Here is a 13,780-nt window from a genome sequence, read left to right as displayed (position 1 = left end):
TCGCTCTGGCGAGTCATATGGTGGTGGTTTCGAGAACCGGAGCGCAGCGGACATTTGGGTCCGTGAGCACCGGAAGCGCAAAAAACGCCGTCAGATGGCCGCCAGAGTAGAGTTTCCAAACGGTCTCTCATGACCGTTTCCTTGCCGGCTCGCTGTCGCCGGCTTCGGAACGCTGCATGAGCCTCAGCCGCGACACACGCTGCCAGTCACCGCTGCGCTCGGCCTCGGCCATGGCGCGTTCGACATGGGTGATGTGGTCCATCGCCGCCTGCCGTGCGGCCGCCGGATCGCCGGCCTTCACCGCCGCGTAGATAGCCCGGTGCTGCGAAAGCAGCGCCTCGCGCGCGCCCGGCACGTTGAACACCAAGAGCCGGTTCTGGAACACGCCCTCCGACAGCAGCCGGTAGCACGAGCGCAGCGTGTGCAGGAGGATGATGTTGTGCGCGCATTCGCAGATCGCATGGTGGAACTCGACGTCGATTTCCGCCTCGTCGTCGAAGTTGCCGGTTCGGTGCGCCTCGTCCATGCGCGCCATGATGCGGTCGAGCAGCGCCAGGTCGTCGGATGTGGCTCGCCGCGCCGCATACTCGGCCGCCACCGCCTCGATCTCGCGGCGGTATTCCAGATAGTCGGTCGCCGCCTTGCGGTGCATGGAGATCAGGTCCGTCACCGGCTTGGTGAACAGCTGGCCGATGACGTCGGCGACATGGGTGCCGCCGCCGGGCCGCGTCGTCAGCAACCCACGCCCCTCCAGTGCCTTCAGCGCGTCGCGCAGGATCGGCCGCGACACCTCGAACCGGCGCGCCAGCTCGCGCTCGCCCGGCAGCCTGTCGCCGGTGCGCAGAACGCCTTCGAGGATCAGGCTCTCGATCTGCTGCACCACCTCGTCGGCGGTGCGGGAATGCTCGATCCTGGAGAAAATGTCGCTCAACGGGCCGCCTGGGAACTGAACCGGTGTCGCGCTAGATAAAACCTGCATCGCCAACTGGTCAAATTATTTATCCAATTCGTCTGTTTGCCCGGTTTCGACGTCGCGGCGGCATATGGCCCTCGGCTAACTTGTTGTTTGCGTCCTCCGGCAATTGGCTCTAGAGGAACGCGATTGCACCAAGCCCCGGGGGACCAGCCGTGGCAGACGACCCGTCCAATCTCGAATTCCAGCCGCGCGGCAAAGGCAGTGTCATGGGCTTTCCGGCACATGAGGGACGGCCTGGCGCGCTCGGCGAGGTTCATGCCCGTCCGCATCCGCTGGTCGAGAAACCGCGCGTGCTGGTGCAGCTTTCCTTCATGACCGAAGCTGGGTCCGGCGTCGACCAGGCCGTGCTTTCCGAACTGTCGCAACGCCTCGGCATTGCCACGCCCGACCCTCACGCCCGCCACCACGCGATGAGGTGGGGCAAGGGCTCGCTGCGCTGGGAACGGCACACGGAATTCTCCACCTATCTGTGGGAAGGACCGCTCTCCGGGAGCGGCCAGCACCAGGAAGATTCGCCTTTCGGCAACGGGTTTTCGCCACCGGGAACGGTGATTTCAGGTATCAGGCTCGAAATCCGCAAATGGACGCAGGCGAGCGAAAAGCTGATCGCCGGCTTCGACCCGACCAGCCTGTGCTATTCGCTGGTCGAGCGGGGCAACGCCGCCATCATCACCGATTTCCGCCAGGACGGCGACGGCATGACCCGCATGCTGGTACTCGATCGCGGCCTGACGCCGGCACGCACCGGCGCGCTGGCGCAGCGGCTGATCGATGTAGAAACCTACCGCACGCTGGCCATGCTTGGCCTGCCGCTGGCGCTGACCTTGTCCGGTCGCGCCCGCCGCATCGAAGACAGGCTGGCTCAGACCACGCTGGAAATGAAGGTCGCGGAGACCCGCGACAGCCAGACGCTGCTTGCCGATCTGACCGAGCTGGCCGCCGAGCTGGAGGCTGACGCCGCCTCCAGCCTCTACCGCTTCGGCGCCAGCCGCGCTTATGACGGCATCGTCCGCGAACGGCTGGAGGCGTTGGAGGAAGAGGCGGTGCCCGGCTATGATACCTGGGGCGGGTTCCTGCAGCGTCGCGTCGCCCCCGCCATGCGCACTTGCCGTTCGGTCGAGGAGCGCCAGGCCAATCTGTCGACGAAGCTCACCCGCGCCACCACGCTGCTGCGCACCTGGGTCGACGTCGAGGTCGAGAAGCAGAACCGCGGACTGCTGGCGTCGATGAACAACCGCGCCCGTCTGCAATTGCGTCTGCAGCAGACGGTGGAAGGTCTCTCGGTCGCCGCTGTCTCCTATTATGTCGTCGGCCTCATCGGCTACGTCGCCAAGGGCGTTTCGGTCTTCGGCCATGTCTTTGCACCGGAGGTCGTCACCGCCGCCTCGGTGCCGCTCGCCATCCTGCTAGTCTGGTGGGGCGTGCGCCGTGTCCGCCGCATGCACTCAGAACCGGCGAAGCATCCAGGCGAGTAGTCTCCCCCCCTCGAGGGCAGGGCTATCGCATATGAGTGATGGCATTGATGAGGTAGTCGTCATTCCAGGCGCATTTCTTGATGCGATGGCTGATAGGAACGTTGGGAGCATCGGCGGCTTGCAGGATGTTTCTGGCGAGGCGCTTGAGGAGGGCTGTGTTGGCGGGAGCATTGTCCTTGCGGGCACGGCTGAGATCCTCATCGAGATGTACGTCGAGCATCCAATGCAGGCCGTTCTCGATCTGCCAATGAGCTCTGGTGAGGTCGAGCGCCTGCTGCGGCGACAGAAGCGTGGAGGCCATGAACAGGCGCATCAACGGCTTGGTCTGATCGCGTCGGCTGGTGATGCGGATGAAAGCCTGGTGGCCGGGCATCAGCGGCTCGGCCGCCGCCACGATCTCGGCTTGCCGCCACTCGTTGCGGCCGTGGCTGGTCTCGGTCCGCTCGGCAATGGAAGGGGTGGCGTCGGCCAGTTGCAGGTTAGCGCGGCGCAGCCAATGACGGCGGTTTCCCTTCAGCGCAAGCAGGTAATCGCCACCCCTTTGGGTGATGGCCTCAGCCATGCGGGTGTGGCAATGGAGCGCGTCGGCGGTGATCAATCTACCTGTAAGATCAATGAGTTCGATGACTTTGAGCGCGGCCTCGACTTCGTTCTCACCATCGCTCGGCGAGACTGCCGCCAAGCACAGCCGGGTCTCGGCGGCGAAGGCCGACACCGTCAAGGGCGGACTGGCTGCCAAGCCCTTCTCGTAGGCCCGCCGCAAAGCCTTGCCGTCGAGCGACACCACCTCAGGCGTCTCTTGGCCGGCTCGTGCAAAAGCTACGGCAAAGGCGGCGAAGGCGCGACCGAAGGCCTCCGGGTCGAGCAGGCGCAGCAGCCGCGAGAAGGTGTCGTGGCTGGGGGCCGCGTCATAGTCGATCAGCCGCGACAGCACCTGCTTGCGCTCTTGCGCGAACAGGGCGAACTCCGTCGCATTGCTGGCGCCGCACAGGCTTGCCGCGATCATCATCACGATCAGGTCGCCAAGCCGGTGCGTAGCGTTGGGCGCGCGTGGATCAGGCACCGCGCCAAAATAGCTCTCAAGGCAGGAAATGGCAGTCGCTCCTTCGCTCAACTGCCTCTCCAAAGAATCCTTTCTCAGCCTAAACTCAACCCCAAAATCGCCATATGCGATTCCCCTGCCCTCAAGGGGGGGAGATTAACGCTGGTTCTCCGACAGCTTCGACCGCAACCATCCACTAAAAACATTCAGCACCGGATGCCCAGCCTTCGCATGCTCTGACACGAGAAAATACGAGCGAGGCGATTTGATCGCGATGTCGAACGGGCGCACCAGCCGGCCTTCGCTCAGCGCCCGGCGGCTGGTCAGTTCGTCACCCATGGCAATGCCTTGGCCGGCGATCGCCGCCGAGAAAACCAGGTTCATGTCGGAAAAGAAGATGCCTCCCTCGATGTCGGGATTCTCGACCTTCGACAGTGCCAGCCAGCGCGCCCAGTCCTCGGTGTCGCCGAGATGCAGCAGATTGGCGCGCAGCACGTCGGCGGGCTTGGAAAAGCCGCCGATCTTGTTGAGCAGCGTCGGGCTGCACAGCGGCGTAAACGAGATTTCGCACAACAGCTCGACGGCGCGGTTCGGCCAGTTGCCGACGCCGAAGGCGATGAAGGCGTCGGCCTCGGCATTGCTGACATCGTCCAGCCGCCGAGGCGTCAGGATGCGCAGCGCGACATCGGGATACATCTGCCGGAATTCGCCAATGTGAGTGCACAGGAACAGCGAGGCGAAACCCGGGGTGCAACTGACGCTGAACGAGCCGCCGACGCCGGTGCCGGCATGGCGCGTCACCGCATCGCCAAGCACCGTCAGCGCCTTGCGCACGTCGCTGGCGTAACGCTGGCCGCGCGGGGTGAGCGCCACGCCCTTGCCGATGCGCTCGAGCAGATCGAAGCCGAGATCGCGTTCGAGCAGGCGCAATTGATGACTGACGGCGCTGCGGGTCAGATGCAGTTCGTCGGCGGCGCGCCAGACGCTGCCGTGGCGGGCAAAACTGTCGAGGGCGCGCAGCGCCTGCGTCGATGGAATTCTCAAGAGGTGAACCGAATTTGCATGAGCCGGGAAAACATATCACTTTTTGGCGAGGCGCTTCACTGCTTTCTTTGACCGATGGAGGAACCGGTGACCACCTCAGCCCAAGCGACGGCGCTTGCCTGTCTGGACGACATCCAGCCGTCGCTGTCGGCGTGGACGCGGACCATCTTCGACTTCGGCGAGACCGCCTGGCGCGAATACCAGTCGGCCGCCTGGTATGTCGAGCAGTTGAAGCACGAGGGCTTTTCGGTCGAGGAAGGCTCCGGCGGCATGCCGACCGCCTTCTGCGCCCACTGGACCAATGGCGCCGGCCCCACGATCGGCATGTATGCCGAGTACGACGCGGTGCCCGGCAATTGCCAGGACGCGGCGACCGTCAAGCGACCACGCCCGGGCCTTGGCGAACAGGCCGGTGGCCACACCGATCCGCATTCCGGCCTCGGCATTGCCAGCCTTAGCGGGCTTTTGGCGACCAAAGCTGCGATGCAGCGCCATGGCATACCGGGTACGCTGCGCTTCACCGGCGAGCCTGCGGAGAAAGTGCGGGGATCGAAGCCGATCCATGCGGCGAAGGGCTATTATGATGGTCTCGCCGGCATGATCTCCTTCCATCCCTTCTACATGCTGCCGCTCTGCAACACGGCGCGCTGGGACACGCATTGCGGCGCGGCCTATGCGATGATCTACCGCTTTGTGTGCGACGAACCCGAAAATTGGGTTCGCGCAAGCGATGGCGCGCCGATCCCGCAGGCGCATTCGGCGGTCAGGGCTCCCGGCGCCAATGACGCGCTCATGATGATGTACATGGCGTCCAAGGCGCTGCGCGATTCCGTGCTGCCGCATCAGGGCGGTTGGTCGATCAGCGAGGCGATCCTGACGGCAGGACAGGCAACCGCCGACAATCTGCCGGCGGGGCTGGCCGAAATCCAGTACATGATCCGCGTGCCGACGCTTGCCATGGCCGAGCAGGTGACCGCCGTGCTCGACCGCAATGCGGAAGCCGCCGCGAAAATGAGCGGCTGCCGCCATGAGCGGCACTGGGTGTCGAAGTCGCGGCCGGGGCTTGCCAATCACGTCATGTCAGGCATTGCCTTCGATGCGCTGGCGACCGTCGGGCCGCCGCGCTGGGACGAGGCGGCCAAGGCGATCGCCCGCGAAATCCAGGTCAATGCCGGCGGCACGGCGACGGACGAGCCGTTCATCGCCGAGATGGAGCAGCTGATTGCGCCGCATGACGCAGAGGCGATCCTGCGCCGCGACCTGCCGCCGTCGCAGCTCAATTCGACCTCCGACGATTACACCGACATGTCGTGGCACACGCCGACAGCGCGGTTCTACGTCGCCCGCCCGGCGCTGCGTTTGCAGAATGGCCACGCTTATCCGTCCTGGGCGATGAATGCGCTGGGCGGCATTTCTGCGACGATCGATCCGATGGTTACCTGCGCCGCGAAGACCATCGCACTCGCAGCACTTCGCCTGCTCGAAGACAAGGCCGCCCGCGATGCGGCGATGGACGAATTCGTCGCCCGCACCGGTGGCGGCATTGGCGGCAGCAACTGGCTGGCGCTGCTTTGCGACTATGACCCGCCGATTCATTTCCGCTGGCCGGAATATGTCACCACCCCGCGCGGACGGGACTGGTGGATACCAAGCAACCCGCAAGCCGCGTGATCACCCAAGCCAGGAGAACCCCATGACCGTTCATGACCGCATCGTAGCAGAACCGTTTTCACTGCAGCGCCGCAATCCGGCCGGCGGCACCAAGCCGCTGACCACATGGGGCTTTTCCAACGAGACCGATGTCCTGACCGACGTGCTGCTCGGCTCGCCCAATTTCCTGCGCCACCTCTCGACCAGCTCGCTGTCGCGCAAGCATCTGCGCGAGGCGCCCTGCAATGTCCAGATCGCGCAGGCGCAGCACAAGGACCTGGTTGCCGCCTACGAGCATTTCGGCGTCAACATTCACTGGCACGAGCCGACGCCGGAACTGCCGATGCAGGTCTACTCCCGCGATTCCAGCGTGATGACGCCGTACGGCGTCATCATCACCGCGATGGCCAACTGGTGGCGGCGCGGGGAGAATTATGCCGCGATCCGCACCTATGAGAAGCTCGGCATCCCGATCTACGACATGGTCACTGCAGGCACCTTCGAGGGCGGCGACTTCAACGTCATCGAGGACGGCGTGGTGCTGATCGGCTGCGGCGGCGCCCGCACCCAGGAGGAGGGCGCGCGCCAGGTCCAGGCCTGGTTCGACAAGGAGGGCTGGGAGACCCGCATCGCCTTCATCGACGAATATTATGTCCATATCGATCTGATGGTGGTGCCGGTCGCCGAAAAACTGACCGCCGTCTGCCTCGCCTGCACGGAGCCGGGCATCGTCGATTGGCTGAAGGGTAAGGGCCACGAAATCATCGACGTGCCTTTCCAGGACACGATGGCGCTGGGCTGCAACTTCATGTCGCTGGGCAAGGACCGGGTGATAGCGCCGACGTCCAGCCAGACGCTGATCGGCCAGCTCAAGGCGCGCGGCTTCGAGGTTGCGGCGGTCGATATGAGCGAGATCTCGAAGACCGGCGGCGGCATCCACTGCATGGCGCAGGCGCTGAAGCGCGAGCCGGCCTGAGGGGCCGGCCTTTAGAGCATTTGCAGTCAAATGGAATCATTTGACGTCCGCATAAATGCGGCAAAACAGATAGCTAGAGCAAGTTACCGGTTCCAAGAGAACCGGTAACTTGCTCTAGCCCGGCCGCTTCCGCGAAAGCGCCATTGTCAGGAAGGTCGATCCCGCCTGACTCGCGGCACGCGGCTACAGCACGATGAGCTTTCCCTTGCGCAGACGCCGGGCGCAACGATAGGCGAGGTCGGCGGCGACCATGTCTTCCATCGCAATGCCCATCGCCTTGTAGGTGGTGATCTGTTGATCCGAAACGCGGCCCGGCGCGCGGTCGAGCAACATGGCGCCAAGCTCGGTGCCGAAATCCGGATCGAAGCCGGCAAGCTCGCAAGAACCGACCGGGGTCGGTTTGAACGCATCCTTGGTTTCGACAAAAAGACTGGATTTGCCGATGAGCTCGATCGGCATTTCACCGCCAGGCGGCGCCACCCCGACCGATGAAACATGCGTGCCCGGCTGGACCCAGCTTGCCTTGATCACCGGCTCGTAGGAATGCGTCGCCAGGCACACCACGTCGGAACTGCGTACTGCCGCCTCGAGGTCGGCGACCGCCACCACCGACGGATGCAGCCGGGCAAGCGCTGCCGCATCGTCGAAGCTCTTTGAAGCGACACGGATTTCGGCAAAGTCGCGCACCAGCGGCAACAGATGCAGGTGCTGGTTGGCCTGCACGCCGGCGCCGACCACGGTCGCTATCCTGGCATCCCGGCGCGCAAGCGCGCGCACCGACAGCACGGCGGAGCCGGAGGTTCGCACCGCGGTTACGAAGGTGCCGTCCATGATGCAGACCGGCAGGCCGGACAGCGGATCGAACAGGCTGATGGTGGCAAGGTGGCTGGGCAGGTTCTTGGCCAAATTGCCTTCGAAAACGTTGACGATCTTGACGGTCAGGTTCATGCCCTCCATCCAGGCCGGCATGGCGAGGCTGTAGCCGGCCCCGGGGATGTCGAGTTGTGGTCGGGGTGGATTGACGACCTTGCCTTGTGACAGCGCCTTGAAGCCGTCTTCCAGAACATCGAGAAGCTGACTGAGGTCGATGCATTCCATCACGTCGGTTTCGCTTAGCACCAGGATCTCGGTCGCTCCCTTGCTGATTTCCGCCGCACTCCTGCCGGCTGGGCTGAACGCTTCCTTGGTCATCCTGCACTCCTGTGTTCGTCGAAATCGGCTCACCACGTTTGCTTTTAGCGGGTGAGGGAAGCGCAGGCTATTGCGAGATCTTATGTGATGAAATACGTTGATTTCGGCGTCTCTGCGTGAAATAAACACACAAATCCCTTAGATAGCGTGGATTGTGAAATGAGCGACCTCGACCAGATAGACCGCAGCCTGCTCCGGCTGCTGCAGGAAGACGGACGCCGGACGACGCTTGATCTTGCCGGGCGTGTCGGGCTTTCGCCGACCGGAACCAGCCAGCGGGTGAAGCGCCTGTTCCGCGACGGGTTCATCACCGCGGTCAGGGCGGTGCTCGATCCGCGCAAGGTCGGCCGCGGAACGCTGGTGTTCATTGAGGTCCGGCTTGACCACACGGCGCCGCATGTCTTTGACCGCTTCGCCGAAGCCGTGGCGAAAGCTCCGGAGGTTCTGGAGTGCCATATGGTGGTTGGCGGCTTCGACTATCTGGTCAAGGCGCGGATCGCCGATATGGCGGTGTTCCAAGACTTCCTGCAGCGGGTCATCCTGCCACTGCCCGGCGTGCGCGAAACGCACACCTTCGCCTCCATCGCTGATGTCAAGCCGAACGCCCTCTTGCCGGTGTGATCAGATGCCTACCGCCAGCCCCCCGAGGCGGTGATGCGTTCGCCTGTCAGCCAGGACGCGTCGTCGGAGGCGAGGAACACCGCGATGCGGGCGATGTCGTCGGGTCGGCCGAAGCGGCCGAGCGGGGTCATGGCGATGACCTGCTTCTCGAACTTGCTGCCGACGATGCCGATACGTTTCAGGCCTTCGGTGTCGACGCCACCCGGAGCAATGGCATTGACGCGGATATTGCGGGCGCCCAGTTCTCTCGACATGGACAGCGTGATCGAATCCACCGCGCCCTTGGTGGCGGCGTAGACCAGCGAGTTCGGCTGCGGGTTGAGGCTGGCGACCGAGCTGATGTTGATGACGCTGCCGCCCTCGGCGCCGAAGTGGTTCACCGCTTCCCGGATGGTCAGGATGGTGCCCAGCACATTGGTGTCGAACTCACGGTGGAATTCGGCCTCGGTCACCGCTTCCAGCGGCTCGAACGCGAAGACGCCGGCATTGTTGACCAGGATGTCCACCGCGCCGAACGACGATTTGGCCGCCTCGAACAGGCGGCGCACGTCGGCCGCTTGCGACACGTCACCGTGGACGGCAATGGCTCGGCCGCCTGCGTCCTTGATCGCGGCAACGACGCGGTCCGCACCTTCCCGCGACGAAGCATAGTTGACGATCACGGCAGCACCGGCCGCCGCAAGACCCTTGGCGATGCCGGCGCCTATACCCTTGGAGGCGCCGGTGACGATGGCCACCTTGCCGTTCAGCTTGCTCATCAAATCTCTCCTTCGTTGACGATGAGCGGTATTTAATAGTGATCGGATAGCGTATTAGGGTCGCATCGATCGGTTCTTTCGTGCCTGGAATTCTTGAATGACCACCATCCTCGAAAAGACCGCCGGTCTCGTCGCCTTCGTGCGCACGGTCGATGCCGGCTCGTTCCATGCCGCCAGCCGGCTGGTCGGCTCCAGCCCGTCGGCGGTATCGAAGAGCGTAGCGCGGCTCGAGCGGCGGCTGGGCGTACGGCTGATCCAGCGCTCGACGCGCCGGCTGGCACTGACCAGCGAAGGCCTCGCCTATTACGAGCGGGTCGCGCCTTTGCTCAGAGCGCTCGACGATGCCGAGGACATCGTCCAGATGGCCGATACGGCGCGTGGCCTGCTGCGCGTCACGGCATCCGTCGAACTCGGGCGGGGCCTGATCGCCGCATGGGCGCAAGCGTTCCTGGCTCAACACGGCGAAGTGAAGCTGGAGCTCAGCGTCACCGACCGCCATGCCGACCTGATCCGCGAAGGCTATGACGTCGCGGTGCGGATGGGGGCGCTGTCGGACACCGGGCTCGTCGCGCGTAAAATCGCCAATCTGCCGATCGTGCTGGCGGCGTCGCCTGCCTATGTCGAACGGCGCGGCCGGCCGGCATCGGTCGAGGCGTTGCAGAGCCACGACTTCGTCCGCTATCAGATGGCCGGGCGGCCTTATCCGGTCACCTTCGCCGGCGGCGCGGTGATCGTGCCGAACGGGCGGCTCGATACGGACGACGGCGGCGCCATCCGGCAAGCGGCGCTGGCCGGAGCCGGCATCGCGCATCTGATGCAGTTTGCCGTGCAGGAAGATCTCGACACCGGCCGTCTGGTCCGCATTCTGCCCGAGGTGGCGATGCCGACCATGCCGGTGCACATTGTCCATGCGTATGGGCGACAGCTACCGGTCCGCGCCCGGCTGTTCGTCGACTTCCTGTCGAGCCAAATGGCGGCGCTGACGCGATAGGCAAGTGGATGTCGTCCGCAGTCGATCCGATGCCATGGCAAGCAAGATTCTGCCGTCGTCACCCGGTGATCAGAACGTAATCTTCACCGAAGCGGCGCTGCGGTTGGCTGGCCCGTGAAAGACGGCCTCGATGTTGTTGCCGTCGGGATCGAGCAGGAAGGCGGCATAGTAGCCGGGATGGTAGTGCTGCCGCTCGCCCGGTGCGCCATTGTCCGTGCCGCCGCCGTCGAGGCCGGCCTTGTAGAAGGCGTCGACCATAGCGCGGTCCTTTGCCTGGAAGGCAAGGTGGTGGCGTCCGGTCAGCTTTCCCTGGGCGGCTCGGCTGTCGATGCTGGAAATGAACAGTTCGTCGGCCCAGAAATAATCCTCGGCGCTGCCGCCGATTGGAATATCGAGCACCTTGAAAACCGCCTCGTAGAAGCGGCGGCTGGCCTTGAGATCCCTGACCACCAGCTGGACGTGGTCAATGAGACGGCCCCGATGAAGTTCCATTACTGTTATCTCCGGATTCACGATCCGAAACCTATCGTCGAAAAGCGCCTCGTCAATTCCGCAGCGCATTGTTATGGCGTAGCCGCGCAAACCGGGACCTCCGGGTGCGCCAGAGTGGATGCCGTCGTCGCTTCATGACAAGATGGAAGTGCTGTCTCGTTTCGAAGTGGACCTGCCGATGACCGACGCCGTGGAAGATACCGAAGAGCCTATCTCCGCGATCCTTCTCAACCAGAGATACCGCAATCATCTCATTGGCTATTTCTCGTGGGTGTCCTCATTTCAGGAACAGCGTGAATATCAGGCCACCGTCCCCCTAGTTCATGTACCGCACGAGGCTTTCAATCAGTGGGAGGACTACGCGTCCGATCGCATCCTCGACCACTATGTCGAACCGGTCTTTTCCAAAGACGAGCAAGAGGCGCTTCGTGCGTTTCGAGATGTCTGGAACAGCGCTTCCGACGACACACCGCAGCGACTGCCATCGCTTGAGGAGTTGATAGGCACGGAATCTTGGGAGCGACTCAGGATCGCCGCCGAGAAGGCCCTAGAGGTGTTCATGCGGCGAGGTCCGTTCGACTGGGATAGAGAAGAGTTCCCCATGCATTAAGCCGGGGCCTGTCGACTCGCCGAACCTGCAGCTATGGGGCGTACCGACTGGATAAAAATTGCAACCGGATTGTAGGATTCGAAATGCCGCCATCGTCCTTCGGACGCAAGCGGCGTGACGAAGCTCGAAAGAAGTCGCGCCGTGTCCAAACGATCTCGGGAGAAAAACATGAGCCTTTCCTATCGGTGGGTCATTGTCGCGGCTGGCGCCCTGATGACCTGTGTCGCCCTCGGGGCGATGTTCTCGCTGGCGATCTTCCTCGAACCGATGGCGCTCGACACAGATTGGTCGCGCGCCGGCATATCGAGCGCGATGACGCTGAACTTCCTGGTGATGGGCCTCGGCGGCTTCGCCTGGGGCGCCATCTACGATCGCTACGGTGCTCGCATAGTTGTGATGACAGGTGCGTTGCTGCTCGGGCTGGCGCTGGTGCTGGCCAGCCGCACCGGTTCGCTGCTTGTCTTCCAGATCACCTATGGCGTGCTCGTCGGCCTCGCGGCAAGCGCCTTCTTCGCGCCGATGATCGCGCTGACCGCCGCTTGGTTCGACACCAATCGCAGCTTGGCCGTTTCCCTGGTCTCGGCGGGCATGGGCGTGGCGCCGATGACGATCTCGCCCTTCGCGCAATGGCTGATCACGGCCTATGACTGGCGCACCGCCATGTTCGTCATCGGCGTCGCGGCGTGGGCGCTGCTGGTGCCGGCCGCATTGCTGGTGCGCCAGCCGCCCACGCCTGCCGCCGACGGCGCCGCCGCGGATGTTGCCGCCAACGATACCGGCATGTCGGTTCCACAGGCGCTGCGCTCGCCGCAATTCATCGTTCTGGCACTAACCTTCTTTGCCTGCTGCGCGGCGCATTCCGGACCGATCTTTCACATGGTGAGCTATGCCATGCTGTGCGGCATAGCGCCGATGGCGGCGGTCAGCATCTATAGCATCGAAGGCCTGGCGGGCTTAGGCGGCAGGCTTCTATATGGCGTGCTTGCCGACAGGCTGGGGGTCAAGCCGGTGCTGATTACCGGTCTGGCGATACAGGCCGTGGTCATCGCAGCCTATCTTGCCGTCAGCGAGCTTGGCCAATTCTACACGCTCGCCATCATCTTCGGCGCCACCTATGGCGGCGTGATGCCGCTCTATGCGGTGCTGGCGCGCGAATATTTCGGCCAGCGCATCCTCGGCACGGTGTTTGGTGCCGTAACCATGCTGTCCAGCATCGGCATGGCCTTCGGCCCGCTCGCCGGAGGCATGGTGTTCGATGCCTATGCCAGCTATTCCTGGCTGTTCATCGGCTCGGCCCTTGTCGGGCTCGGCGCGGTAGCGGTGGCGATCGCCTTCCCGCGGCTGCCGCGCAGGGAGTTGCAACCGGCTTAAAGCAGGATCGGCGGAAAAGGGCGGCCGCTTGGATGGCAAGCGGCCGCGATCCAAAAAGCTGGTGCCTTCCCGGGAAGCGGTCTGGCCAGTGCTCGGTTCGGTATTCTGAAATGCGAATTGCTATGTTCGCAGAGTAACGATTTCGGCGCCGTCAAGCGTGTAGCGCGCATAGCGAAAATCGCGAATCCTCACCAATCTATCGGCTGCCCATTCCAGTAGGATAAAGTATTTTGGCCCTCCGGCCGAGTCATCCGGATCGATCACAAGAATGGCTGGGTGCCGATCTACCAAGCCTGGAAGCAGCTGCCAATCGTGGATACCCGCGTAATTGTGGAAGTACCGGCCCACTCCTGTGCGGCCACTCGCACGGAGCCGGTTGACGAGGTCAAGCCGCACGTCGTCGGCCAGCATATCGCGGATCGTATCGAAGTCGCGAGCGTTGAACCGCTCAACGTAGTCTGCCAGACGCGCCCGCTCGGGCTCGGCCAACACCGGCGCAGGCCGATCGTCAGGCTCGCCGGCGACTTCGTCGACCGTGAACAATCTTGACCGCTAAGCGGCAAGCTGCTTCGGCCGGTTCAGG

General features: G+C 63.8%; 14 protein-coding genes. 7 read left to right on the top strand and 7 right to left on the bottom strand.

Translation table 11 applies throughout. The features are described from left to right. Positions 1-127: 127 nt before the first annotated feature. A complete protein-coding gene (locus E5W87_RS26285; RefSeq protein ID WP_292404325.1) occupies positions 128-931 on the bottom strand; it encodes a FadR/GntR family transcriptional regulator in 804 nt (267 codons plus the stop codon). A gap of 197 nt (positions 932-1,128) precedes the next feature. On the opposite strand from E5W87_RS26285, the gene E5W87_RS26280 reads away from it, so the two are divergent. Beyond that, the gene (locus E5W87_RS26280; protein ID WP_292404321.1) at positions 1,129-2,451 is read left to right on the top strand and encodes a DUF3422 family protein; all 1,323 of its coding nucleotides are present in this window, start codon (positions 1,129-1,131) and stop codon (positions 2,449-2,451) included. A 22-nt stretch (positions 2,452-2,473) separates the two neighbouring features. Here the strand turns inward: E5W87_RS26280 and E5W87_RS26275 are convergent, their stop codons facing one another. Further along, entirely contained in the window at positions 2,474-3,565 is a 1,092-nt protein-coding gene (locus tag E5W87_RS26275; RefSeq protein ID WP_292404318.1) for an ISAs1 family transposase, read from the bottom strand. An 84-nt stretch (positions 3,566-3,649) separates the two neighbouring features. After that, positions 3,650-4,537, bottom strand: coding sequence for a LysR substrate-binding domain-containing protein (locus E5W87_RS26270; protein ID WP_095489195.1), 888 nt, complete (start codon positions 4,535-4,537; stop codon positions 3,650-3,652). A 75-nt stretch (positions 4,538-4,612) separates the two neighbouring features. On the opposite strand from E5W87_RS26270, the gene E5W87_RS26265 reads away from it, so the two are divergent. Further along, positions 4,613-6,208 (top strand): amidohydrolase, encoded by a 1,596-nt coding sequence (locus E5W87_RS26265; RefSeq protein ID WP_292404313.1) that lies wholly within the window; start codon positions 4,613-4,615, stop codon positions 6,206-6,208. A 22-nt stretch (positions 6,209-6,230) separates the two neighbouring features. Further along, positions 6,231-7,163: a dimethylarginine dimethylaminohydrolase family protein gene (locus E5W87_RS26260; protein ID WP_292404310.1), complete on the top strand. Its 933-nt coding sequence runs from the start codon at positions 6,231-6,233 to the stop codon at positions 7,161-7,163. Between the two features lie 183 nt (positions 7,164-7,346). Here the strand turns inward: E5W87_RS26260 and E5W87_RS26255 are convergent, their stop codons facing one another. After that, positions 7,347-8,354: an ornithine cyclodeaminase family protein gene (locus tag E5W87_RS26255; RefSeq protein WP_292404306.1), complete on the bottom strand. Its 1,008-nt coding sequence runs from the start codon at positions 8,352-8,354 to the stop codon at positions 7,347-7,349. Positions 8,355-8,513: 159 nt separating this feature from the next. Here E5W87_RS26255 and E5W87_RS26250 point away from each other — a divergent pair, with 159 nt between their 5' ends. Then, the gene (locus tag E5W87_RS26250; RefSeq protein WP_126105586.1) at positions 8,514-8,975 is read left to right on the top strand and encodes an Lrp/AsnC ligand binding domain-containing protein; all 462 of its coding nucleotides are present in this window, start codon (positions 8,514-8,516) and stop codon (positions 8,973-8,975) included. Positions 8,976-8,983: 8 nt separating this feature from the next. Here the strand turns inward: E5W87_RS26250 and E5W87_RS26245 are convergent, their stop codons facing one another. Beyond that, positions 8,984-9,733 (bottom strand): SDR family NAD(P)-dependent oxidoreductase, encoded by a 750-nt coding sequence (locus tag E5W87_RS26245; RefSeq protein ID WP_292404303.1) that lies wholly within the window; start codon positions 9,731-9,733, stop codon positions 8,984-8,986. Between the two features lie 97 nt (positions 9,734-9,830). Between E5W87_RS26245 and E5W87_RS26240 the strand changes: the two genes are divergently transcribed. Then, positions 9,831-10,724, top strand: coding sequence for a LysR family transcriptional regulator (locus tag E5W87_RS26240; protein ID WP_292404299.1), 894 nt, complete (start codon positions 9,831-9,833; stop codon positions 10,722-10,724). Between the two features lie 69 nt (positions 10,725-10,793). On the opposite strand, the gene E5W87_RS26235 is transcribed toward E5W87_RS26240, so the two are convergent. Further along, a complete protein-coding gene (locus E5W87_RS26235; protein ID WP_292404330.1) occupies positions 10,794-11,225 on the bottom strand; it encodes a VOC family protein in 432 nt (143 codons plus the stop codon). 109 nt (positions 11,226-11,334) lie between these two features. Here E5W87_RS26235 and E5W87_RS26230 point away from each other — a divergent pair, with 109 nt between their 5' ends. Both E5W87_RS26230 and E5W87_RS26225 read left to right on the top strand, forming a co-directional pair. Beyond that, a complete protein-coding gene (locus E5W87_RS26230) occupies positions 11,335-11,826 on the top strand; it encodes a hypothetical protein (protein ID WP_292404296.1) in 492 nt (163 codons plus the stop codon). Between the two features lie 168 nt (positions 11,827-11,994). Further along, entirely contained in the window at positions 11,995-13,197 is a 1,203-nt protein-coding gene (locus E5W87_RS26225; RefSeq protein WP_292404293.1) for an MFS transporter, read from the top strand. Between the two features lie 120 nt (positions 13,198-13,317). Here E5W87_RS26225 and E5W87_RS26220 read toward each other — a convergent pair whose 3' ends face one another. Continuing rightward, the gene (locus E5W87_RS26220) at positions 13,318-13,740 is read right to left on the bottom strand and encodes a hypothetical protein (protein ID WP_292404289.1); all 423 of its coding nucleotides are present in this window, start codon (positions 13,738-13,740) and stop codon (positions 13,318-13,320) included. Between the last annotated feature and the right edge of the window lie 40 nt (positions 13,741-13,780).

Source organism: Mesorhizobium sp., assembly GCF_004962925.1.
Taxonomy (GTDB): domain Bacteria; phylum Pseudomonadota; class Alphaproteobacteria; order Rhizobiales; family Rhizobiaceae; genus Mesorhizobium.
Note: the sequence above shows the minus strand (reverse complement) of the source record. Positions and strands in the feature narration are given on the sequence as shown.